This window comes from Enterococcus sp. DIV1328a (assembly GCF_050536905.1).
Classification (GTDB): domain Bacteria; phylum Bacillota; class Bacilli; order Lactobacillales; family Enterococcaceae; genus Enterococcus; species Enterococcus faecalis.
This window is the reverse complement of the sequence record NZ_CP172912.1, coordinates 689,281-712,962: the sequence shown is the minus strand read 5'-3', so window position 1 is coordinate 712,962 and position 23,682 is coordinate 689,281. Positions and strand designations below refer to the sequence as shown.

Sequence of the window (23,682 nt, the reverse complement as noted above, 5' to 3'; positions counted from 1 at the left end):
AGTCACTTTTCTGGGATGATGAAAAGTGACTCTTTTAATTTTAAATTTATTGATCTAATTCAGATAATGGCTTCCCAAATAAACGTTTAAAGGGAATTTTATTGCCTAAATAATAAGTGGCAATTACTTGAATAGGAAAGAAAATAACTGTTTTAATTAAGCGTGGTACCCACCAAGCAAAATTTGCTAGATTGACGCCATACATTAAACTTAACCACAAAGGAGTTAAAATGATATTAATTAAAACGGTGACCAACAATGTCGCCAAAATCACTCGTTGCCATGTCATTTCTTTCTTATAATAGAAATAACCATAAATAGCACCAGCCAAAAAGGCATTTAAAGTAAACCCAGGAAAATAGCCTGCCTTTGGAAAAAGCAGCATTCCTACTACATCAGCCACCGCCGTGCCGATTCCAGCCCAAAAAGGTCCGAAAATCATCCCAATCAATGATTCTGGGATAAACGTGAAACTGATTTTTAAAAACGTTGTTTCATACGCAAAAAAGCGTGAAAAGACAACGACCACCGCAATGAGTACGCCCATTAACGCAATGGATTTTGTGCCAAATTTTTTCTTTGTCATTTTTAGCATCTCCTCTAAGAGCTGCTACATGACGAACCATGCAGCGAATGCGAAAACAAAACCGCGAACATTAAAAAGCTGAACGTGTTGTTCTGATGATAAGCAAAGTAAGAACCTTTGCTTTCTAGCAACACACTGTTTATGTTCTTCGTCCAAAAGGCAACATCCCATCCTTTTAGCACTTAACGCTTTGTCTCCTACTCTGTTATTTTATTTGGACAAAAGTCCTCATAAAATATACCACAAAATAGTCAAAATAACCATTAAGGTTCTCTAAAAAGCTAACGGTCGACGATCCCCTTCATGGATAACCTCACGGAAGTCTGCAAACCCCGCCTCGACACCTCTCAAAAGAATTTCAGCACTGCCGATATTGGTTGCTAAAGGAATTTCATAGACATCACTTAGACGAATCAAAGCCGTCACGTCTGGTTCATGCGGTTGCGCGGAAAGAGGATCTCTTAAAAAAATAACTAAATCAATGTTGTCTTCTGATATCATTGCGCCAATCTGTTGATCCCCACCTAATGGCCCCGATTTAAAACAATGCACGGGTAGGCCAGTTGCTTCCATCACTTTCATGCCTGTCGTCCCTGTTGCATACAATTCATGTTTTTCTAAAATATGTTTATAAGCGGTTGCTAGTTTGATCATTAATGTTTTTTTACGATCATGAGCGATTAAAGCGATTTTCATGTTATCCAACTCCTGTCTTTGTTATATTATAACAAAAGTTTATCGATAAATCCGCTGAGAGTGTTTGCCCTTTGTCACCTTGACGAAAAAGTCTTCTTTTTCTTGTGCAACTCTCCCTTGCTGAAAGATAGCGTTTTCATTTAAACTATGAGTAACAAATCAAAAAGAAAAGAGTGACGTATCAAATGGTGGAAATGGCGCTTAGAAATGTGTATAAAAAATATGACAATGCAGAACATTATTCTGTTACAGATTTTAACTTAGAAATTACAGACCGTGAATTTATCGTCTTTGTCGGACCTTCTGGTTGCGGTAAATCAACAACATTGCGAATGATTGCTGGCTTAGAAGATATTACTGAAGGTGAATTATCAATTGGGGACAAAGTCATGAATGACGTTGCACCGAAAGATCGTGATATTGCCATGGTTTTCCAAAACTATGCGCTTTATCCGCATATGACTGTTTTTGATAATATGGCTTTTGGTTTAAAACTAAGAAAATATGATAAAGCTGAAATTAAAAAACGGGTGGAAAATGCTGCGGATATTCTGGGCTTAACAGAGTACTTACAACGTAAACCTGCGGCGCTTTCTGGTGGACAACGCCAACGTGTTGCACTTGGCCGGGCAATTGTCCGTGATGCCAAAGTCTTTTTAATGGATGAACCTTTATCAAACTTGGATGCAAAATTACGTGTAGCCATGCGTGCTGAAATCGCTAAACTACACCAACGTTTAGAAACTACGACAATTTATGTGACACATGACCAAACCGAAGCGATGACTATGGCTGATCGAATCGTAATTATGAAAGATGGCTTTATTCAACAAATTGGTTCACCAAAAGAAGTTTACAATACACCTAAAAATATGTTCGTAGCAGGGTTCATCGGCTCACCTGCCATGAATTTCTTCAAAGTTACCTTAAACAATGGGGTTATTTCTAACCAACATGGCTTAAAACTAGCAATTCCTGAAGGAAGAAACAAAGAGCTTGTTGAACATGGTTATGAAGGCAAAGAATTAATTTTCGGTATTCGTCCAGAAGATATTCATAGCGAACAAGTGGCTTTAACGGCAATGAAAGATGCGGTGATTAAATCTGAAGTCGTTGTTTCTGAATTATTAGGGGCTGAATCCATGCTTTATACAAAAATTGGTGATACAGAGTTTATCTCAAAAGTAGATGCTCGTGACTTCCACCATCCTGGTGAAATGATTGACTTAGCTTTTGATATTAACAAAGGACATTTCTTCGACCCTCAAACAGAAGAAGTCATTAAATAAAAAAAACTCGAGGCATCCGTAGCAATGATGGATGCCTCGATTGCTTCTCTTTATGCTAATTTAACCTTCTTCTTTATCACTTTGGGTTGTTTCGCTTCTGTAAAAGTTGGAATATCTACATGTTTACTTAAGGTACTTGCTAAAAAGTAAGCAATACTGAAATCCACCAAACTATGAATTAATCCACCAACGCCCATCAAAAGAAAAATAGAATACATGAAGCCGGCTGTATAATAAGTTCCTGGCAAGTTGCCCATTGTGTAAAATACAGAAACAACCACTAGCTCGGCAGCGGAATGAATCACTCCAATTCCCACGTTAAACAACTGTAATTTCCCATTTAATAAAGTGAATTTCCCCTCTTTATTGATTAAAATTTCTGGATGCTTTTGTAAAATCACTGCGCCAATGACTGCAAAAATCAAATGAGATAAGGCCCGCAAAGCAATAATCGGTGTTGCGGATAAGAAAAAACCAAAACCTGTTCCTAGACTAACCGCAATTGCCACCACTGGAGAAATAAACATGGCAATAAAAACTGGGACGTGACTTGCTAATGTAAAACTGGCTGGACCAATGGTAATTCTTGGCATAACCATTGGAATGATAATCCCCATTGCAATTAAAAGTGCTGAAATTGTTAAACGTTTTACTGAGTTTGTTTTCATTAAAACTGCCTCCTGAAGGTGTCATGACACCTTTTGTTTTTCTCAAGTGTAGCTGAACAGCCGCAATGTGTCAAGACACATAAAAGAACTTTCTGTTATTTCTCATAAATAACAGAAAGTTCTTTTTTATACTGGTTTATTTTTTTCTAAAGCATTACTTAGACGAGCGAATTCTTCTAAAGACAATGTTTCACCACGTCTAGAAGGATCAATTTCTGCTTCAGCTAGGCTCTCTTTTAGCCAAGCTACCGTTTGTTCATCTTTCCCATAAAAATGCGTTAAGTTATTCCACAATGTTTTGCGTCTTAATTGGAAACTGGCTTTGGTTAATTTGAAAAATTCTTTTTCATTGGTCACTGTCACCGCTGGTGTAGCACGGCGCGTCAATTTAATAATCGCCGAGTCAACATTGGGCTGCGGCACAAAAACTGTTTTTGGCACAATAAAGGCGACACTTGCTTCCATAAAATATTGAACAGCAATTGATAATGAGCCATAAGCTTTCGTTCCTGGTTTAGCAGCAATTCGATCAGCGACCTCTTTTTGCATCATCACAACCATTTCGGCTACATCTAAAGAAGATTCTAAAAAATGCATCATAATTGGCGTAGTAATATAGTAAGGTAGGTTAGCCACCACTTTAATCGGATACTTCTCTTGAAAAACTTGGTTGGTTGTCTCGACCAAATCAGCTTTTAAAACATCTTGATGCACCACTGTCACATTATCATAGCGACTTAAGGTATCTGCTAAGACAGGAATCAAGCGATCATCAATCTCAAAAGCCACAACTTGTGCTGCGTTCATCGCTAATTGCTCTGTTAATGCACCAATTCCAGGCCCGACTTCGACAACATTTGTCTGCTGATTGATTCCCGCTGTTTCTACAATTTTTCTTAAAATATTAGGCTCTGTCAAAAAATTTTGACCTAAACTCTTTTTAAATGAAAATCCATGTTTTTTTAGTATTTCTTTGGTTCTGGATGGTGTGGCAATTTCTTTATAGTCCGTCACGCTTGTTCCTCCATGTAGTTATTCTTCGTTTGCAAGTTCTTTTAAAATACGTGTCATGCTTTCTTTCAATTCTGCTTCTGTAATCCGAAACATGCTTAACCGTTTGACTAACTGTTTGCTATTTGTATAGCCAATTCTTAGGTCATCACCTAATAATTCACGGTATTTTTTTGCATTTGCTCCCGCTATTAAACCATATTCAACTAGTATTTGTCTAGGAATTTCTTGATAGTCTTCACCAGCTTGAACAGGTGTTACGACTTTTTTTAAGGCTTCAATAATTGCTTCATCACTAGCATGTTCAACCCCTAGGCTACCACCATTTTTTTTAGGAACTGCAACTTTTCTTGATAAAAAAGCATGCTTTGCATCAGGAACGACTTCCATTATTGTTTTACGAATTTTTTCGCCCGAATAGTCTGGATCTGTAAAAATAATCACGCCTCTCGTTTCTTGTGCGTGTTCAATTTGTGTCAAAATTTCATCATTGATAGCAGAACCAATCGTTTCAATCGTATCCGCTTCAACTACCTCTTGAATGCGGCGTGTGTCGTCTTTTCCTTCAACGACAATGATTTCTGCAACTTTCATTTTTTCCTTCATTTATCTATCCGAAACAAGCGATGAGCGTTGACTCTCGTTTGTTCTGCCACTTCTTCAAAGGTTAGTTGACGCAATTCAGCAATTTTTTCCACTACGTATCGTGTATAGCCTGGTTCATTCCGTTTACCACGATAAGGAACGGGAGCTAAATAGGGTGCATCTGTTTCCACCAACATTCGTTCGAGTGGTACCGCCATCGCCGCTTCTTGAACATCCAATGCCTTTTTAAACGTTACGACTCCACTAAAAGAAATATGCAAACCTAAATCTAAAAATTTCTTCATCCACTCAGCATCGCCACTGAAACTATGCATGATTCCACCAATATCTGAAATTTTTTCATCTTTTAAAATTCGATAGGTATCTTCTAATGCCTCTCTCGTATGCACACTAAACGGTAAATTCATTTCCCGAGCAATCGCAATTTGACGGCGAAAAACTTTTTCTTGCACCTCTTTAGGATCCTCCATCCAGTAATAATCAAGACCGATTTCACCTAATGCGACAATTTTTGGCAACGTTAATTGTTCTTGTAATCGTCGTTCAACCTCTGGCGTATAGCTACCCGCTTCTGTTGGATGCCAACCAATGATACTATAAATATTGGCATATTCCTGACTAAGTAAAAGAGATTTTTCAATCGTTGGTTCATCAAAACCGACCACGGCCATCTCTGTAACACCCAATTCTTGGGCATGTGCAATCGTTTCTGGAATATCATCATTAAATTGTTCTGCATTCAAATGTGTATGTGTATCAAAAATCATTATGATTGCCTCCTTTATCTCCTCTCTACTTTATCATATTTCTTGAAAAATCTGAATGACTAGGCGACAAGATTCGCCATTTCCTCATAAACAGCGCTTGCATTTATGCTAAAAGTAACGTATACTATTCAGTCATGTTATTAAAAGGAGGAACCTCCATGACCGATGAAAAAATTTATGAACAACAGCATTTAACAACGGTTTATCATGAGCTGCAAGCGGCTAAAAAAGTTTACGAAGAGCAATTGGCGAACACAATGAAAGATGGCAAACATATGCTAGAGGAATTTGGTCGCGATTCTAAGCTGAATTTTGATAGTTATGCCGATAATCTAGAAACGTTTGCCATGTTGGAAATGAAGAACCGTGAAATTGATCAGTGGAACTTAAAAAATGAAGCAACGGCTAAAAATTTAGACAAAGTGAAACGCCTATTACAAGTTCCTTATTTTGGCAAAATTGGCGTGACTTTTGAAGACAGCCCTGAAGAGCCAGAAAACTTTTATATTGGCGTAAACGATTTTACTTCTTTAGAAGAAGAAACGCGCATTCACGATTGGCGCTCACCGATTGCTTCGCTATTTTATGACAATGTTTTAGGGAAAACAGCCTACATGGCACATCAACAAACCATTCCTGTACAACTTGATTTGAAAAGACAGTTAATTATTGAAAAAGATCAATTAATCAACTATTTTGACACAACCATTGCGATTCAAGATGATGTGTTATTGCATTCTTTAGAAGAAGATGCGTCTCCTTATATGAAGGACATTACGACAACCATTCAACAAGAACAAAATCAAATAATTCGTGACGAAACGCAGCCACTCCTACTAGTCAACGGGATTGCTGGTAGTGGGAAAACGTCTGCGATTATGCAACGGATTGCTTATTTACTTTATCAACATCGAGCAGAAATTACAGCGGATAATATTTTATTACTTTCACCAAATTCAACATTTATTGATTATATTTCTCAAGTTTTACCGAATTTAGGCGAACGAAATCCCTTGAATTTGACTCTTTTACAATTTTTGCGCTTCACTACCAAAGAAGCATGGCCAATGGAAGAAGAAACGGACTATTTCGAACGCATTACTCGCTCTGAGGCAACGGAGCAAGAGCACGTTATTCGTTCAAAAGAATTTGCAACGTTTCTTTTAAGCAATCCTGAAAAAGCGGTTGTGCAGCCACATTTTTTCCGTCCTTTAACTTTTAAAAAGCAGACCTTATTTACTTCAGAAACAATTTTTAAACTTTATCAAGAAACACCAGCTGACTTGAGTATTCGCCAACGAATTTCAGCCACAAAAGAAAAGTTAACCAGTCTTTGGACACGGTACTTATTAAAACAAGCCCATTCTAAAAAAATGTTGGATCAATTCCAAGATTTAACAGAAGCTGAACAAGTTCGTTATTTTGGCACAGTGATTACCGAAGATAATGAAAAACATCTGGCTGATTTTGCTTTAAAACGTTTGAAGAAAAAATATCGCTCTATCACTGCCGCTATTAAAAATGATGCTTGGCTAGATCAATGGGCCTTTTTTGAAACGTTTTATTCTTTATTCACTGAAAAATCGTATCAAAAAGAGACAGCTGTTTTCACAGCCGATGAAATTGTGGCCCTTATTTTGGTGAAACATGCATTTATTGAAAACCTCGCCAACCAGCAAATGGCTTTTATCCTAGTCGATGAAGTCCAAGATTATACAGAAGCCCAATTATTATTACTGCTGACACTTTTCCCTAAAGCTAGTTTTACTTTAGCTGGTGATGAAAATCAAGCCATTTTTAATACAGCCATTGAATTTTCTGAAGCCCATGATTTATTGGTTAACGAAACCAGCCGTTCTGTTGGAACCTATCAATTATTAAACAGCTATCGTTCAAGTAAAGAAATTACACGACTCTTCCAAACATTAGGCACTCAACCAGAGCAATTAACCATTGTGCCCATCCGGCATGATGGAGAAAAGCCGACATTTATTCCTTGTGACTCTGCGTCTGACTATCTTAAAGCAATCGTCACTTCCATTGCAACTTTTGATCCGAAAGAAAGCACCGCCATTATTACTAAAACTTTTGCAGAAAAAGAACAATTAACAAAAGAACTTAGTGCTTCTCTTTCATTGGAAGAACATCCGTCACTGCAAGTTTTATCAATTGATATGGCAAAAGGTCTAGAATTTGATAATGTAATTCTTCATAACCCAAATGTTAATCGTTATTCCGACAATAAACGAGATAAAAAAATCCTGTATACTGCTATTTCTCGTGGAATGAAACGGGTCGTTTTACCTTATACCGGCACACTTTCTGAATGGTTTACACCTTACTTGGCAGCCCAGTAACTGAGACTTAAGGCGGATTTTATTTTTAGAAAAACCACTTATAATAGACGAGTAGGTACTGCTTTTTAATTAGCAGACCTACTCGTTTGTTGTCTCTTAAGTTGAGAGGAGCGTGATAAGGTGAAACAATCACCTGATTTAGAAAATTTTTTAAAAACCTCTATCCAAAAAAATGTAACTATTGAGCGAAAACAACAAAACCAAACCATTTGGCACTGGCTACTGCTTATTTTATTTGGCTTGCTAACCTTTGGCTCACTGACACAGCAGTTACTCCTAATTGGCTTGTTTACACTTATTGCCGCTATTGTTAAAGGTCCCTTAATGCTCGTCTGGGGAACCATCTATTCGGCGTTAGTGGCTTTGTTTCCACCTTTTGCTTTAGTCCTATCTTTACTTTTTTTTATAATTAATTTAGGCACCGTTATGAAAAGTTGGCGTATTACTTTAACAAGTGCTTACTTTTATCTAATTCCTTTAGGTTTTAGTCTCTTGAAAACGACCGACTGGGTATCAACGCCTTATTTCCTGACAGGCTTGGCTTTGTTAAGTATTTTAGGGCTGCATTTTATATTAGAGTGGCTCTATAAAAATAATAGCTTAGGCCGCTTACTCACGTGGCAAATTATCAGTGTCCCTTTTTCACTCTTACTGATCATTTTACCAAGTCGCCTAACGAAAGGCCGTTTTGGTAAAAAACGAATACCTAAAAAAGTGAAACTCTAAAATAGAAAAGCCTAGGAAAAATCGCAAATGATTTTTTCTAGGCTTTTCTTCGATTCTTTTAATTTAAAAATTCGTTGATTTTCGATTTTAGGACGTCGATAATATTATTTACTTCTATATCGCCACTTTCTATTTTTTTCCACAAAACAAAGCCCCAAATAATTATATTTATCGTAACTAAAGCACCAATAATACGTTTATTCCTAGCAGATGTATAGGCCTTTCTCCATTTTGGATCATTTTTACGTCTTTTTAAAAATTCATAAGTATGATAAGCCATCAAACTTCCCCCACATCAAATCACTTTTCTTCTAGTATACAAAAAAAGTAGTAAAGATAAAAGGTTACAATTCACCTTTTATCTTTACCACTTATGCTTTTATGCGATTCCTGCACCATTTGGCATTTCTTTTGGTGCTTCAACAATTTGAAGTTTACCTTCTGGTGATTCAGCTGAAAGAATCATTCCTTGGCTAATTTGACCACGCATTTTTCTTGGTTTTAAGTTAGCCACAATGACTACTTTTTTGCCAATTAGCGCAGCTGGATCTGGATAAAATTCAGCAATACCTGAAAGAATTTGACGATGGTTTTCATCTCCAGCATCTAAACGGAATTGCAATAATTTATCTGCTCCTTTGACTTTTTTACAGTCAATAACTTCGGCAACTTTTAATTCCACTTTATCGAAATCATCGTACTTAATTTGTTTTTCTTTCGTTGAAACTAACGTTGTTTCTTCTGGATTCCATTTAATATCCTCTTCTGTAGCACTTTCGCTTTGGGACATTTTCTTTTGAATATACGTTACTTCTGTTTCAATTTCTAAACGTGGGAAAATAGGTGTTCCTTTACTTGTTACTGTTACGTCTGTTGGGAACTCACCAAAATGAATATTTTCCATGTTCATTGTTTCTGGATCTAAGCCTAATTGTTCGAAAATTTTCCCTGGTGTTTCTGTCATGACTGGTTGCAATAAGATTGCCACAATTCGTAAGCTTTCCGCTAAATGGATCATGACACTTTCTAATTCGTTGCGTTTCTCTTCTTCTTTAGCCAATACCCAAGGCGCTGTTTCATCAATATATTTATTGGCACGAGAAACTAGCGTCCAGATTTCTGCAATGGCCGTATTAAATTCCATTTTTTCCATTGCTTCATGATATTTTCCAATAACATTCGCCGCAGTTGTCGATAGTTCACTATCAAATGGGGTAACTTTTGAAGCATAGGCTGGTACTTTGCCATCACAATATTTATTAATCATCGCAATTGTTCGATTCAACAAGTTTCCTAAGTCATTAGCTAAATCATAATTTAAGCGAGAAACGAAATCTTCTGGTGTAAAGACGCCATCACTACCAAATGGAATTGCTCGTAATAAATAGTAACGTAACGCATCTAGACCGTAGCGTTCTACTAACATTTCAGGGTAAACAACATTTCCTTTAGATTTAGACATTTTTCCGTCTTTCATCAATAACCAACCATGTCCAAAGACTTTTTTCGGTAATGGTAAATCCAAGGCCATTAACATAATTGGCCAATAAATTGTGTGGAAACGCACGATTTCTTTCCCAACCATTTGCACGTTCGCAGGCCAATATTTTTGGAATAATGAATCATCTTCTGAACCATAACCTAGTGCTGTAATATAGTTTGATAACGCATCAATCCATACGTAAACCACATGTTTTGGATCATTTTTTAATGGAATTCCCCAAGAGAAAGTCGTTCTTGAAACGGCTAAATCTTCTAATCCTGGTTTGATAAAGTTATTTAGCATCTCATTTTTACGAGATTCTGGTTGAATAAATTCTGGATGTTCTTCGTAATATTGTACCAAGCGATCCGCATATTTACTCATGCGGAAGAAATAGGATTCTTCTTTAACTAATTCGACTTCGTGACCACTTGGTGCTTTCCCACCAATGACATTGCCTTCATCGTCACGATATACTTCAGCTAATTGTGTTTCAGTGAAAAATTCTTCATCAGAAACTGAATACCAACCTTCATACTCTCCAAGGTAGATATCTCCTTGTTCTACTAAACGATCAAAAATTTGTTGCACGGCTGCCATGTGATAATCATCCGTTGTCCGAATAAATTTATCATAGCTGATATCTAATGTTTTCCATAATTTTTGAACATCTGCTGCCATTTTATCAACGTACTCTTTTGGTGTCACATTCAACTCAGCAGCTTTTTTTTCAATTTTTTGGCCATGTTCATCCACACCTGTTAAATAAAATACATCAAAACCCATTAAACGCTTGTAACGGGCCATAGCATCGCAGGCGATTGTTGTATATGAATTCCCAATATGTAACTTCCCACTTGGGTAATAAATTGGGGTGGTAATATAAAATGTTTCTTTCTGTGACATACAGAAAAAACCTCCTTTAGTCATTTTCCTAAACCCTCAGGATTTACTCCTAAACAGTATACCATAATTAGACATTATTAAACTATATTTCTTGTCGGTTTTCTCTTGAAAATGAAGAAAATGCCAGAAAGAAAAGAGAGAAACACCTGTCTATTTGACAAGTATTCCTCTCTTTTTTCGTTCATTTTTATTCTTTTGTCTCGAAACGAACGATACTATGGTGTCGTCCATAAAAGAAATAAATAGCCAAACCAATCACTACGGCTACGCCAAATACTTGCCAAGTAGCTAAAGACAATTGGAACATTAGAGCCGCGCAAACCACGATTGAAATTAATGGTAGAACCGGCACAAGCGGCACTTTAAATTCACCTGCTTGCGGTTCTCCTTTCATTGTCCGTAATTTGATAATTCCTAAAGCGAGAAACATCAGATAAAAGAGTGTCACGATATTTGTAAGTTCAGCCAACATCTCCATTGGAACAACACCAGCAAAAACCATTGCTAAAAATCCAGCTACATAGGTTGCATTCTTAGGTGTGTGCCGCTTCTCATCAATTTTGCTCATAAACTGCGGCAGTAATCCATCTTTACTAATCGCATAAATCACACGGGCTAAACTGTACATCATCGCAATCGTCACTGTTAATAAGGTTAAAATAGCACCAACTGAAATGATTGTCGCAATTGCGCCATGATTAATGAAACGCATCGCAAAAGCCACCGGATCCTTGACCCCTAAATCCGTAAATGGAACAATTCCAGTTAAAACTAACGTAACAACAATATATAACAATGTTGAAATAATAATGGAACCAATAATCCCTTTTGGAATATCTTTTTTCGGATTCTTCACTTCCTCCGCGGCCATGCTAACCGCATCAAACCCTAGAAAGGCAAAGAAAACTAAAGCAGCACCACTGAAAACGCCTGAAAAACCATAAGGAATAAATGGTTGCCAGTTCGTTGGTTTCACATAAAAGATTCCCACGAGAACAAATAATAAAATAATCCCAAACTTCACGAAAACCATTAAGTTATTTAAACGTAACGCTGTTTTCGCTTCTAAAGATACCCAAAAAGTTACGGCTACAACGACCAACATGGCAATCAAATCAATATATGTACCATTTGTTGGATTATAAGCGCCACTTAACGCTTGCGGTAAAGAAAAACCTAAGCTATCCAAAAAGCCATGAACATAGCCTGACCAACCTGAAGCAACGGATGAAACCGCCAAGAAAAACTCACAAATAATCATCCAACCAGTCATCCAAGCCACAATTTCTCCAAAGACCACATACATGTAGGCATACGGCCCGCCAATGACCGGAATACGTGATGCAAATTCTGCATAACATAAACCAGATAAAATAATCGCGGCTGCTGCTACCAGAAATGATAAGACGAGCCCTGGACCTGCATAGCGTTCCGCTGCGACACCTGTCACAACAAAAATCCCTGTTCCTACTACAGCCCCAATTCCTAGAAAAATTAAGTCCATCGTCTTAAGATTTTTTTTCATCCCACCACTGTCATTGACAGGCACAGTGATTTCTTTTTTTCTGAAAATAGACATGTGTTTACCCCCGTAAAAAAAATAAGCGTAAATAAACTATTTACGCTTTCATATACCCTAAAAGAATACCACCTAGAATAACAAAAATGCAACCAAAAATAACATAAAACATTTCTTTTTTTGATTTTCTTTCGCCTAAAAGGAAGATGCCCCCAAGAGTCGAAATAATAATCCCCATTTGTGATAAAGAGAAGCTAATAGCTAAGCCAATTTCACGCATGGTTAATAACATACAAATATTTCCTAAGCCCCAAAGCAGACCCGTCGTCATATTCATCCAAACAAAACGATCAACTTTGACTTTTTTGAAAGCAAAGAAACTAGCCCCCACTAACATACCAATACTTTGTGGCAAAATAATTCCCCACGGATCTAAACCAGTGGCATTAATAATGATGGTATAGACGCCATACCCAACTGTTGAGAAAATCAACGCCCGAATCCCTTTATTAAAATCTAACATACTGTTTGAGGTTTTCGGTTGACTATCATCATCTTGTCGAGCTGTTAAATACACCCCAAAAACTAAAAAGGCTAAAGCGATAAAGCCCACAACAAAGTCTTTTGTTTTTGTCCATTCATGGAAAAAAACAGCCCCTGCAACGGTATTAACAACTAACTGCATCCCAGTTGAAATTGGTAAGCCAACTGAAACGCCCATATATTTCATGCTATGAAATTGTTGATTCTGTCCCAAACTCCAGAATAAACCAGATATAAATCCAACAATTAATGTGGCTGTCGTCAACGTAGGCTGGATAACAAAAAAGACAACAATTGAAAATAGTAATGCGCCGATTGTCATACCTAACGTTTGTTGATTGGCGCTTCCACCAATTTTACCGCTGACTAAACCAATACTGCCCCACGCAATCATGGGCACTAAAGCGATAAGTAAACTCATAATATTCTCCTAACAAATTTATTTCATTTCATTCTAACAATAAAAACGTTTTCTAAACAACTAAGAAGAGTAAGAGAAGTTAGCAAGAAAGTTTTAATAAATAAAAAAAGGCCTATCACCTCTTTAGTTTGCTGATAGACCTACTTTTTATTTCACTTCATTATAATAACTGAGGGAAGGGAAAAACAATGTCATCGTCGTACCTTGCCCTTCTGTCGATTCGACTGTTAAATCATGACCTAACTTTTTCGCTAAGCTATGAGCCAAATACAGACCAAGACCAGTCGAATGCTGTTCGCTTTTTCGCCCGTTTTCACCAGTAAATCCTTTATCGAAAATGCGTCGTTGATCTTGCATCGGAATGCCAATCCCAGAATCTTTTAAAGATAAATAAATACCTTGTTTATTTTTGGAAATTAGGACCGTAATCGTGCCGCCTTCTGGCGTATACTTGACTGCATTACTTAATAATTGGCGGAAAATAAAAATGACCCATTTTCGGTCGGTTAAAACCGCTTCATCTTCTCCTTCAATTGAGAATTGCAATCTTTTTTGGATAAAATAATTTGCTTGCGTACGAACAACAGATTGCACAATTTCTTTTAAAGAATATTCTTGAAGTAAATAATCTCGAGAAAAGCTGTCCAATCTAGCATAATATAGGACTTGCTCGACATATTCATCAATTTTCCCTAACTCATTTTCCAATAGATAATATTTTTTCTCTGGAATATCATCTTCGACAGATTGTACCAGTAACGTGATAGCCGCTAGGGGGACTTTGATTTCATGAACCCAAGAGTCAATGTAATCTTTTTGGTCCTGTTGGTTGTTAATTGCTTGCTGCATGGTTTGTTGGTGCTCTTGCAATAAACCGTTAATATACGTTTGGACAAGTAGTTCTTCTTCTTTTTCTGCTGTATTCAAATATTCTTGTAAAGAAGGCGGCTCTTTTTCCGTTGCCAACGAAAGCCACCACTTACGTTTTAAATAATAATCAATTGTTAAAAATAGCGATAAAAAAACACTTTGCAGTAAAAAGATATAGCCAACCACTGTCCAATCTAAGCGGACATTAGGAGCCAACCATAAAATAAAACAAGTTAAGAACAGAAAAAATAACCAGCCAATTAGTAATAACCAGCGATCTTTTAAATACTTTAGAATGGTCATTGTCTACTCCTATCTAGGGCACCATATAACCGACGCCCACTTTGGTTTCAATATAGCCAGCAATCCCCGCTTGCTCAATTTTTTTTCGTAAACGATTGATATTTACCGTCAACGTATTGTCATCCACAAAACGTTCATCGTCCCATAAAGCGCGCAATAGTTTTTCACGTGTTAAAATTTTTCCGTGCTTTTTCATTAAAAGATATAGTAATCGGTATTCATTTTTACTTAAATCGATCATTTCGCCTTTGATTTCCATTCGTCCATTGTCCACATTTAAAGTAATGCCATTATGTGAAAGCACTTCACTATCCGTATCGGAATAGTTATAAGAGCGGCGCAACAAAGCATTGATTTTAGCAATTAAAACATCTATCTGGAACGGTTTTGTAACAAAATCATCCGCGCCCATGTTCATCGCCATAATCATATCCATATTGGTACTACGACTCGAAATAAAAATAATTGGTACTTTAGAAACTTCACGAATTTTTTGACACCAATAGTACCCGTCGTACACAGGTAAATTAATATCCATCAAGACTAATTGAGGATTCTCCTCTTGAAAATCATCCAATACATCATTAAAATCGGTTGTTCCAATCGTTTCAAATTGCCATTTTTGTAATTCCTCGCTAATTAATTCTCGAATGGTTGTTTCATCTTCGACAATCATGATTTTAGCCATGCAATCCCACCTCTTTTATTTCTAAATTTTCATCTTTCTTATCCTAACAAACTTCATTCTTTTTGGATATAGGACTTTATGATGATTTTTACACTATTTCAAAAATAGGCGCTAATAATTCCCATTCTGATAACATGATGAATTTACCAACAAAAGCAAAAATACCATCTAATAATAACACAGACATATTAATTCCTAATACAATAGAAGCTTTTTCGACAATTGGCATGGACTTTTTATTTTTCAAAATAAGATATAAAACAAAGTTTGTTCCATAAGTAAAAACTGTTAACAACACAATTAACTCAATCATTTTACCACTTCCTATTTTGGACTTTTCATTTTTCCTTCAATAATTTACTACTCTTAATTATAGCATAATCTTATAAAAAAATCGGCAGAGTCCTAACCATTAAGTAAACAACAAAATAGAAGTGGCTTCTTTGGAACTCGCAAGAATCGAGCCTTTTTTAAGAGTTGAAGGTCTTGATCCTTAAAAGACAAGCCCTTCAACTCTAGTATGTTCCATGTATTGGAATTGATACCAACGTAACGAAGTGTAGTCGATCAGACAACCTCAGTTTTTCTAATGATTATATTTGTCATACACTTCTTTTAACTGGTTTAAATCTATTTTTTTCATTTGGTACAATTTTTTGGTCACTTCATTTGCTCTAGCTGGATTTGAGTCAGATAAATAACGTTTCAGTTCAGGATTGCCTGTTTGCCAACTGACCCCAAATTGATCTTCCATCCAGCCACACGGCCATTCTTTCCCTTTAGCAGTCACTTGTTGCCATAGCCGATCTATTTCCTCCTGATTTTCACAATCAATATAAATGGAGAAGGCCATGGTAAAATCAAAATCATGTTTATCTCGTGCATCCATTACTCGAAACGGTTGCTCCTGTAATGTGAAAAGTGCTTGCGCAATGTTCCCATCTTCATATTCAACTTTTTCAATTATTTCGCCTGGACCGAAAATCGCCAACCATTCTGATAGAGCTTTGGCTGCTTCGCCATATTTTTCATTAGCAAACATAAAGGTTGGTACAATTGTTTGTTCTTTTCCTGAAAAAGACACTTGCCAAGAGACACCAAATTTGTCCACTACCCAACCATATAAAGGACTAAAAGGATATTCCCCAAAAGGCATCAATATCTGTCCATCTGTTGTTAAATTTTTCCACAACGTTTCTGTTTGTGGTAATGTTGTACATTCAACAAAAAATGAACTAGCTGGCGTAAAGGAAAATTCTGGTCCGCCATTTAAACCAATGATTGTTTGGTTCGCCAAGGTAAATTCAATGGTCATTAATGATGTTCCTTGAGGTTGATGCTCCTCATTAACGTAGTTCGTTTTACTTAGAATCGCACCTTTTTCAAAGATTGTTGTATAGAAGTTAGCAGCTTCTTCCGCTTGTGTGTCAAACCATAAACATGGTGAAAATTTAGGCATTGTGGTTCCCTCCTTCGTTTTCTTTAGTGTAGTCAAAGATTGATAAATAAACAAAGAGAACGTTTTAGTATTTATTCATTTCCGTCTGATAGAATCGATAAATTGCTTGTTTTACTTCTTGAAGCAAGGAAGATTTTAAATGTCCCCGTGTCAAAAAATAAAAGGAACGCCAATACTTTTCACCTAACGTTTGGAAAGGAATTTTTTCAGTAATCGCCTTTCTTGAAAGCAACGATTGCCCCATGCCCAATTCCAACATTTTAACAATCATTTCATTATTTTTAACCGTCATGAGTGTTGGGCTTTGATTACTTTCTTCTAAATACTGTTGGGTATAATGAAAGACCCCAGAATCCTTTTCACGTACCAACCAATTCTGATTGGCAGGGTCTCCAGCTAAAACCAATTGATCCTGAATAATTTCTTCACGAGAGGCGCCTTTCGTAATTAATGGTTTTTCGATAAAGCCAAAATCAACTTGATGTTTTTCAACTTTTTCCACTACTTCTTCTGAATTGTTCATTTCTAAAACAAAATTGATCGTTGCATACTGTGTCTGTAAATGCTGCATCAGTTGCGGCAAATAATAAACTGCAAAAGTATTAGACGCAGCAATTCGGCAAGTTTCTTTAGGTAATCTCGCCTGATGAAGAGCTGTTAATGTTTCTTGCCAATCATCAGCTAAATTTAGCAAACGATTATACAAGACTTCTGCTTGCCTAGTAGGGACTACATCTTGTCGACCATTTCTTAAAAACAATGAACAGCCTAATTCTTCTTCTAATTGTTTGATTTGATTAGAAACGGCTGGTTGTGATATATATAGGCAGGTAGCTGCTTTGGAAAAGTTCATTTGCTCATACACAATTTGAAAAGTCTTTAATAATTTAAACATAAGCATCCTTTCGATAACTTTCTATTATAAATATTATTTTAACTATTTATTTCTCAAATGTAAAAAATTTCGTTATACTGGAAGTAATGAACAAGAAAGAGAGATTTTTTCAATGAAAAATTCAGAAAATGATTATATCCAATCTTTATTCCAAATTCTTCCCGGCTTGCTAACAGCTTTCCTTGTCGCCTGCCTTAGCAAGTTCCTTGCCATCTGGTTACCTAGCTTAGGCGCCGCAACGATAGCTATTTTACTAGGAATCTTTTTGGGAAATACCTTTGTTCGCGGTGCCAATTTAAATCGCGGAACCAAAGTAGCCGAAAGTAAATTACTAGAATTTTCTGTTGTTTTATTGGGAACCACCGTGACCTTTCAAACGATTGCCCAAATTGGCTTACAAGGTGTCGCATTTATTCTCATTCAAATGTCGCTGACCATTATTTTTGCCTATTTGATCGGTAAAAAACTGGCTTTTTCTGATAATATGTCTTTATTGATGGCTGGTGGTAATGCCGTTTGTGGGTCTTCTGCTATTGCTTCGATTGCTCCAGCAATTCAAGCAGATGAGGAAGAAAAAGGCCAAATCATTACTTTAGTAAACTTATTAGGAACCGTTTTAATGTTGACCTTACCCATTTTAAGTGGGATTCTCTATGGTACCAATTTGTTGGCTCGTAGCGCACTAATCGGAGGGACTTTACAATCAGTTGGTCAGGTTGTCGCCAGTGCCAATATGGTCAATGAGAACGCAGTTCAACTTGCGATGCTCTTTAAAATTATGCGGATTGTCCTACTCGTAGCAGTTGTCTATTTATTTGGACGTTTCAAGCAAAGTAAGACGACAGAATCAGAGGCTGAGTTGGTAGAAGTCACCAAAAAAAGCAGCGCCCTACCTTGGTATGTAGTTGGCTTTTTCATTGCCTGTGTCTTTAATAGTTTGATTCATTTCCCCGTCGTGATCAGTGAGACTGCTCATTTCTTTAGTTCTTGGTTTGAAATTACTGCCTTGGCAGCAATCGGGTTACGACTCGATTTTAAAAAGTTTTTCCAAGAAGGCAAACGTTTCTTAATCTATGGTTTATCAGTAGGAACTGTTCAAGTCGTCCTAGCCATTTTGTTGTTGGCACTGCTACAGTTCTAATAAAAAAGTTTGACGTTAACACGTCAAACTTTTTTATTTCAGCTTATTCATGCTATTATGAATAAGGTTTTATTAACTTAAAGGTTTTATTAACTTAAAGGAGTTTTTCGATGTTATTTAGTATTAAAAAAAGCGAATGGTTAGGCAATGAACGAAATGATCTATTTGCTGGTCTCGTTTCTTCTGTCGCCATTTTACCAGAAGTAATCGGGTTTGCGATTATTGCTGGTGTTCACCCGCTTTCTGCAGTGTTTGCTTCAGCTGTTACTTTACTTGTGATTACTTTTACGGGCGGCCGTCCGGCAATGGTCTCGGCGTCTGCTGGTTCAATGGCCTTAGTCCTTGCAGGCTTAATTCAAGCACACGGTTTGTCATACATGCTTGCTGCGACTATTTTAACAGGCTTTCTACAATTTATTTTAGGTTATTTAGGTATCCACAAATTGATGCGCTTTATTCCCAAGACAGTGATGTACGGATTCGTCAATGCGTTAGCCATTTTAATTTTCATGGCGCAAGTACAACAATTGCCTCATCAAACACTGTGGTCCTACGGCATGATTATCTGTAGTATCTTACTTATTTATCTATTACCTAAGTTTATTACAATTGTGCCTCCTGCTTTAATTGTTATTTTATTCATGACTATCCTGTCCTATTTTTTAAAAGGTCATTTGCAAACGGTAGGTGATCTTGGTGAAATGAGTCAGTTTCATCCAGCGATCCGTTGGCCTAATGTACCCGTCAACTTAGAAACGTTGTGGATTATTTTACCTAGCTCTGTTGCCTTAGCAATGGTCGGGTTAATTGAATCTTTATTGACGATCCCCATTGTGGACAAAATGACAGCGAGCCAAAGTGATAGCCAACGAGAAGTTAAGGCGCAAGGATTCGCTAATATAATTACCGGCTTTTTTGGTGGCCAAGCTGGCTGTGCGATGATCGGGCAAGCGGTCATTAATGTTAAATCTGGAGGACGAAAACGGCTTTCTACTTTGATTTCAGGTATTACCCTCCTTCTATTCATTTTTGTTTTTAAATCCGTGATGGTAGCCATTCCTACAGCTGCATTGATTGGGATCATGATGACAGTGGCAGTCGACACCTTTGATTGGGAAAGTTTGCAGCTTTTCCGAACTTTTGAAGTTACTGAAATTGTTATTTTACTCGTGACAGTGGGTGTGATCGTCTATACGCATAATTTAGCTATTGGAATTATTCTAGGTGTTCTTTTAAGTGGTCTTCTTTATCATTTTTTCAAAAAAGAACCAAAAAAAAGTTGCTAGCTTTAGCAACTTTTTTTATTTTTCCCAATATTTCTTCAACGCTTCTTTTTCTATTTTCTTAATGAACGCATCTTTGCCATCCATATATTTATCAATGCTATCGGGGTGTGCTTGGGCCAATTGCTTTTTTAATGTACCATAGGTTGTAGCAATTGCCGGATTTTCTCGTAAATAATTTCGAAAAGCAAGATGGCGCAAAATTTCTTGCGTATTGTCAAACTGATAAATATGCACATGATGTGTTCTTTTTATCGGGCCTTTTCGTAAATAACGACGTCCTGATAGCCCAAATTCCCCCATATATTCATAACCGATTCTTTCAAATTCCCCTTGTAACAGGTCTACTTTTTCAATTTCTTCAACAATGATCAAAAAATCAATAATTGGTTTGGCTGCTAAATTAGGCACAGAGGTACTACCGATATGTTCAATTTTAAGACAATTTTCCTTTAGAATCTGTTTCAACGCTTGGGCTTCTTCTTCAAACTGTTCCACCCAGGCTGGTTGGTATTCAGTAACGATTACCCGCATGATTTCTTCCCTCTTTTCTATATCCGTTTCATATGTAAAATAGGAAACGGATTTCCTTGAGGATCTTCCTTTGATTCACCAATTACTTGAAACCCTTGAGATTGATAGAACTTCACTGCCCCTTCATTTTGTTTATTAGCATCAACAAAGACAATTGATTCTTGCTCTATTAACTTTTTGATAATTTCTCCACCATAGCCTTTACGAAAATAGACTGGGTCAATAAATAACATTTCCAAAGTTTGTTGGTTTGTTCCACTAAACCCCACGCATTTCTGTTCTTCATTTAACCACATACTTAATTGAACTTGTTGAAAATAATCAGGTAAAACCACTTCGATTTTATCAATATCTGCCTGACTCAAAAACAAATGGGTAGCTTCTACTGAAGAACGCCATAGAGAAATTAATTGAGGATAATCGGTTTTTTTTACTTCTTTTTGGTTCAGCATTTTTAATTCCTCCCTATCTAATAAACAAAGTATACCACATTTTGTCTCTCTCAATTCTATAAAAAATAGTCAAATCTACCGTGTTTTTTCTGTCGATTTGACTGTCTCTCTATTAACTCTGATGGCTAAACAAGTAAACTAAGCAAAGCCACGATAGCTAAACCGCCTTGTGTTAAAATGATTTTTTTATCACTAGTTAAGCTACCGTACGCCGCCACTAAAATAATATAAATCAATAAAAATTTTGTCATTTCCATCGTTGCTTGCGCAAAATAGACACTATAAATAAGTCCTGCACCGATTAGTCCATTATAGATTCCTTGATTTTTAAACAATGTAGTCACTGATTTTCTTTGTAACTCTTGCTTATCCATTTTAAAAACACGGCTTGTTGTCTCAGATGTTGGTACAATCGTTTCTAAATACATAATGTAGAAAAATTCTACAGCCACCAAGGTTACTAAAATTGTTGAAATTAATGTCATCTGCTCCCTCCTCCCATTCCTTTGAACGAAGTAATTTTATGTAATTTTTGCTATGATGTAAATAGATATGCCTAGCCTTAACGAAAGGAAGAAACCTATGACTTTTCAAGAAACTATTAGCGCCTATATCCAAGAACGTTATCAGATAACGCCCGATTTCCCTTTTGAAAAACACCCAGACTATCTCGTCTTTCGTCATCCTAGAAATGCAAAATGGTTTGCTTTAATTATGCCACTGGATGCACAACTGCTCGGCGCTACCGAGAATAAGCAGCTCACTATTTTAACCGTTAAACTTGCGCCTGAATTGATTGCCTTATTAAAGAACCAACCTGGCTATTTTCCTGCCTATCATATGAATAAAGAGCATTGGTTAAGTCTTTCTGAAGAAATTCCGCTCTCACAAGTTTTTTCATTTATAGATGAAAGTTACCAACGGAGTTATTAAAAAAAAACACCCTACTCAATGAGTAGGGTGTGAAAGATTATTTAAGCTTATTTGCTTAAAGCGTCTTTTGCTTGTTCAGCTAACGCTGTAAATGCTGCTGCATCGTTAACGGCTAAGTCAGCTAACATTTTGCGGTTGATATCAATCTCTGCCAATTTCAAACCGTGCATTAATTTAGAATAGCTTAAGCCATTCATGCGAGCTGCCGCGTTGATACGTGCAATCCATAATTTACGGAAGTCACGTTTCTTTTGACGACGGTCTCTGAATGCATAGTAATAAGAGTTCATTACTTGTTCTTTTGCTGATTTAAATAAAGTATGTTTTGATCCGTAGTAGCCTTTCGCTAACTTAAGGACTTTTTTACGACGTTTACGGGTTACTGTTCCACCTTTAACACGTGCCATGTTGAATTCCTCCTAATATCTTGTTTCTCTTGACGGTAATCTAAAAGTCACCGAGTTGTTTTATTTCATTCTTGCTAATTGTTGGCGGATACGTTTGTAATCGCCTTTTGCAACCATGCTTGCTTTACGCAATTGACGGCGTTGTTTTTTAGTTTTACCGTGGAAACGGTGAGATGTAAAGGCACGGCCACGTTTTAAGCCGCCTCCACCAGTACGTTTTACACGTTTTGCTAATCCGCGGTGTGTTTTTTGTTTTGGCATGACTAATTTTCCTCCTCAAAATCTTTGCTTCAAGTGAAAGACTCTAACAGTCACAACTGTCGAATATCCTTCTTGTAGAAATTACCAAAAGTCCGAATGCTCGGTCTCTTCGTTTACTTGTCGTTTTTCGGTGCCAGCGTTAGAAACATGCTGCGTCCGTCCATTTTCGCTTTTTGTTCCACTGTGGCGATGTCCGCAGTTTCTTCAGCTAAGCGATCAAGAACTTTCTGACCAATCTCTTTATGGGTAATGGCACGGCCTTTGAAACGGATAGAAGCTTTCACTTTGTCTCCTTTTTCTAAGAACTTACGCGCATTACGAAGTTTTGTATTGAAGTCATTTACGTCAATTGTTGGACTTAAACGAACTTCTTTGACGTTGATCACTTTTTGTTTCTTGCGAGCTTCACGCTCTTTCTTTTGTTGTTCGAAACGGAATTTTCCATAATCCATAATTCGCGCAACTGGTGGTTTCGCTCCTGGCGCTACAAGTACTAAATCCAAGTTTGCAGATTCAGCGATTTGTAATGCTTCTGCTTTGGTTTTTACACCTAATTGTTCACCATCTTGTCCGATCAAACGTAACTCGCGTGCACGAATGCCGTCGTTAACCATCATATCCTTTGCTATGGTCATTCACCTCCAAAATTTTTAAGAGAAAATCCTAACGGAAGTCTGCTTTGTTTGCTAAATGCAATAAAAAAACAGGTTCCTATCCAGAACCCGCCAACAGTCTGCCTTACTTAAAAAAATAAGGAATACTTTATCTAGCCCAGCGATATACTCAACTAAGGCGAGAAGCGGGTGCTTCTGCTTTCATTTCTCAACTTCACTAGTTTACCTTAGTTTATCCTAGTTGTCAATATATTTCCTCAAAAA

General features: G+C 36.9%; 27 protein-coding genes, 1 riboswitch and 1 other annotated feature. Of the genes, 6 read left to right on the top strand and 21 right to left on the bottom strand.

Features of this window, described 5'->3' with window-relative positions:
- Positions 1-46: 46 nt before the first annotated feature.
- Complete coding sequence (locus IGL93_RS03460; protein WP_002385065.1) at positions 47-595, bottom strand: folate family ECF transporter S component; 549 nt, start codon at positions 593-595, stop codon at positions 47-49.
- A gap of 30 nt (positions 596-625) precedes the next feature.
- A riboswitch (THF riboswitch) is annotated at positions 626-793 on the bottom strand.
- A 66-nt stretch (positions 794-859) separates the two neighbouring features.
- Positions 860-1,282, bottom strand: a complete 423-nt coding sequence (gene mgsA, locus IGL93_RS03455) for a methylglyoxal synthase (RefSeq protein WP_002355823.1) — start codon at positions 1,280-1,282, stop codon at positions 860-862.
- 185 nt (positions 1,283-1,467) lie between these two features.
- On the opposite strand from mgsA, the gene IGL93_RS03450 reads away from it, so the two are divergent.
- Entirely contained in the window at positions 1,468-2,571 is a 1,104-nt protein-coding gene (locus IGL93_RS03450) for an ABC transporter ATP-binding protein (RefSeq protein WP_002355822.1), read from the top strand.
- 50 nt (positions 2,572-2,621) lie between these two features.
- On the opposite strand, the gene IGL93_RS03445 is transcribed toward IGL93_RS03450, so the two are convergent.
- The 4 genes from IGL93_RS03445 to IGL93_RS03430 all read right to left on the bottom strand — a co-directional run bounded on the left by IGL93_RS03445 (position 2,622) and on the right by IGL93_RS03430 (position 5,623).
- Positions 2,622-3,239, bottom strand: a complete 618-nt coding sequence (locus IGL93_RS03445) for a hypothetical protein (RefSeq protein ID WP_002355821.1) — start codon at positions 3,237-3,239, stop codon at positions 2,622-2,624.
- A gap of 126 nt (positions 3,240-3,365) precedes the next feature.
- The gene (gene rsmA / locus IGL93_RS03440) at positions 3,366-4,253 is read right to left on the bottom strand and encodes a 16S rRNA (adenine(1518)-N(6)/adenine(1519)-N(6))-dimethyltransferase RsmA (protein WP_002358849.1); all 888 of its coding nucleotides are present in this window, start codon (positions 4,251-4,253) and stop codon (positions 3,366-3,368) included.
- 18 nt (positions 4,254-4,271) lie between these two features.
- Entirely contained in the window at positions 4,272-4,856 is a 585-nt protein-coding gene (gene rnmV / locus IGL93_RS03435; protein WP_010713821.1) for a ribonuclease M5, read from the bottom strand.
- Positions 4,853-5,623, bottom strand: coding sequence for a TatD family hydrolase (locus IGL93_RS03430; RefSeq protein ID WP_002358846.1), 771 nt, complete (start codon positions 5,621-5,623; stop codon positions 4,853-4,855). Before IGL93_RS03430 ends, rnmV begins: the two co-directional genes overlap by 4 nt.
- 134 nt (positions 5,624-5,757) lie before the next feature.
- Here IGL93_RS03430 and IGL93_RS03425 point away from each other — a divergent pair, with 134 nt between their 5' ends.
- Both IGL93_RS03425 and IGL93_RS03420 read left to right on the top strand, forming a co-directional pair.
- Positions 5,758-7,980 carry a HelD family protein gene (locus IGL93_RS03425; RefSeq protein WP_025192661.1) on the top strand — a complete coding sequence of 741 codons (2,223 nt, stop codon included), beginning with the start codon at positions 5,758-5,760 and terminating at the stop codon, positions 7,978-7,980.
- Between the two features lie 120 nt (positions 7,981-8,100).
- On the top strand, positions 8,101-8,706 hold the full coding sequence (locus tag IGL93_RS03420; RefSeq protein WP_002383359.1) for a hypothetical protein: 606 nt from the start codon (positions 8,101-8,103) through the stop codon (positions 8,704-8,706).
- A 58-nt stretch (positions 8,707-8,764) separates the two neighbouring features.
- Here the strand turns inward: IGL93_RS03420 and IGL93_RS03415 are convergent, their stop codons facing one another.
- The 9 genes from IGL93_RS03415 to IGL93_RS03375 form a co-directional block, all read right to left on the bottom strand.
- Positions 8,765-8,986 carry a hypothetical protein gene (locus tag IGL93_RS03415; protein ID WP_002366304.1) on the bottom strand — a complete coding sequence of 74 codons (222 nt, stop codon included), beginning with the start codon at positions 8,984-8,986 and terminating at the stop codon, positions 8,765-8,767.
- A gap of 99 nt (positions 8,987-9,085) precedes the next feature.
- Complete coding sequence (gene metG / locus IGL93_RS03410) at positions 9,086-11,095, bottom strand: methionine--tRNA ligase (protein WP_002355813.1); 2,010 nt, start codon at positions 11,093-11,095, stop codon at positions 9,086-9,088.
- Between the two features lie 187 nt (positions 11,096-11,282).
- Entirely contained in the window at positions 11,283-12,674 is a 1,392-nt protein-coding gene (locus IGL93_RS03405) for an amino acid permease (RefSeq protein WP_002361373.1), read from the bottom strand.
- Between the two features lie 40 nt (positions 12,675-12,714).
- Positions 12,715-13,578, bottom strand: coding sequence for a GRP family sugar transporter (locus IGL93_RS03400; protein WP_002355811.1), 864 nt, complete (start codon positions 13,576-13,578; stop codon positions 12,715-12,717).
- 147 nt (positions 13,579-13,725) lie between these two features.
- Positions 13,726-14,751, bottom strand: a complete 1,026-nt coding sequence (gene sapS / locus IGL93_RS03395) for a two-component system sensor histidine kinase SapS (RefSeq protein WP_002358842.1) — start codon at positions 14,749-14,751, stop codon at positions 13,726-13,728.
- Between the two features lie 13 nt (positions 14,752-14,764).
- Positions 14,765-15,439 carry a two-component system response regulator SapR gene (gene sapR / locus IGL93_RS03390; RefSeq protein WP_002355809.1) on the bottom strand — a complete coding sequence of 225 codons (675 nt, stop codon included), beginning with the start codon at positions 15,437-15,439 and terminating at the stop codon, positions 14,765-14,767.
- Positions 15,440-15,527: 88 nt separating this feature from the next.
- Positions 15,528-15,752, bottom strand: coding sequence for a hypothetical protein (locus IGL93_RS03385; protein WP_002355808.1), 225 nt, complete (start codon positions 15,750-15,752; stop codon positions 15,528-15,530).
- A gap of 273 nt (positions 15,753-16,025) precedes the next feature.
- Positions 16,026-16,898 (bottom strand): VOC family protein, encoded by an 873-nt coding sequence (locus IGL93_RS03380; RefSeq protein WP_010775671.1) that lies wholly within the window; start codon positions 16,896-16,898, stop codon positions 16,026-16,028.
- A gap of 64 nt (positions 16,899-16,962) precedes the next feature.
- On the bottom strand, positions 16,963-17,793 hold the full coding sequence (locus IGL93_RS03375; RefSeq protein ID WP_002358839.1) for a LysR family transcriptional regulator: 831 nt from the start codon (positions 17,791-17,793) through the stop codon (positions 16,963-16,965).
- A 112-nt stretch (positions 17,794-17,905) separates the two neighbouring features.
- Here IGL93_RS03375 and IGL93_RS03370 point away from each other — a divergent pair, with 112 nt between their 5' ends.
- On the top strand, positions 17,906-18,934 hold the full coding sequence (locus IGL93_RS03370) for a YeiH family protein (RefSeq protein ID WP_010775670.1): 1,029 nt from the start codon (positions 17,906-17,908) through the stop codon (positions 18,932-18,934).
- A 110-nt stretch (positions 18,935-19,044) separates the two neighbouring features.
- Positions 19,045-20,220, top strand: coding sequence for a SulP family inorganic anion transporter (locus IGL93_RS03365; protein WP_010775669.1), 1,176 nt, complete (start codon positions 19,045-19,047; stop codon positions 20,218-20,220).
- Between the two features lie 15 nt (positions 20,221-20,235).
- Here the strand turns inward: IGL93_RS03365 and IGL93_RS03360 are convergent, their stop codons facing one another.
- The 3 genes from IGL93_RS03360 to IGL93_RS03350 form a co-directional block, all read right to left on the bottom strand.
- Positions 20,236-20,751 carry a GrpB family protein gene (locus IGL93_RS03360; RefSeq protein ID WP_010775668.1) on the bottom strand — a complete coding sequence of 172 codons (516 nt, stop codon included), beginning with the start codon at positions 20,749-20,751 and terminating at the stop codon, positions 20,236-20,238.
- A 17-nt stretch (positions 20,752-20,768) separates the two neighbouring features.
- A complete protein-coding gene (locus IGL93_RS03355) occupies positions 20,769-21,263 on the bottom strand; it encodes a GNAT family N-acetyltransferase (RefSeq protein ID WP_002368164.1) in 495 nt (164 codons plus the stop codon).
- A gap of 65 nt (positions 21,264-21,328) precedes the next feature.
- Positions 21,329-21,688 carry a DUF1304 domain-containing protein gene (locus IGL93_RS03350; RefSeq protein WP_002370721.1) on the bottom strand — a complete coding sequence of 120 codons (360 nt, stop codon included), beginning with the start codon at positions 21,686-21,688 and terminating at the stop codon, positions 21,329-21,331.
- Between the two features lie 67 nt (positions 21,689-21,755).
- Here IGL93_RS03350 and IGL93_RS03345 point away from each other — a divergent pair, with 67 nt between their 5' ends.
- The gene (locus IGL93_RS03345) at positions 21,756-22,136 is read left to right on the top strand and encodes an MmcQ/YjbR family DNA-binding protein (protein WP_002393469.1); all 381 of its coding nucleotides are present in this window, start codon (positions 21,756-21,758) and stop codon (positions 22,134-22,136) included.
- A 47-nt stretch (positions 22,137-22,183) separates the two neighbouring features.
- Here IGL93_RS03345 and rplT read toward each other — a convergent pair whose 3' ends face one another.
- The 3 genes from rplT to infC all read right to left on the bottom strand — a co-directional run bounded on the left by rplT (position 22,184) and on the right by infC (position 23,439).
- Positions 22,184-22,543, bottom strand: a complete 360-nt coding sequence (gene rplT, locus IGL93_RS03340; RefSeq protein ID WP_002355799.1) for a 50S ribosomal protein L20 — start codon at positions 22,541-22,543, stop codon at positions 22,184-22,186.
- Between the two features lie 60 nt (positions 22,544-22,603).
- The gene (rpmI, locus tag IGL93_RS03335; RefSeq protein ID WP_002355798.1) at positions 22,604-22,804 is read right to left on the bottom strand and encodes a 50S ribosomal protein L35; all 201 of its coding nucleotides are present in this window, start codon (positions 22,802-22,804) and stop codon (positions 22,604-22,606) included.
- A gap of 113 nt (positions 22,805-22,917) precedes the next feature.
- Positions 22,918-23,439: a translation initiation factor IF-3 gene (infC, locus tag IGL93_RS03330; protein ID WP_002355797.1), complete on the bottom strand. Its 522-nt coding sequence runs from the start codon at positions 23,437-23,439 to the stop codon at positions 22,918-22,920.
- 54 nt (positions 23,440-23,493) lie between these two features.
- Positions 23,494-23,625: a sequence feature (ribosomal protein L20 leader region), on the bottom strand.
- Between the last annotated feature and the right edge of the window lie 57 nt (positions 23,626-23,682).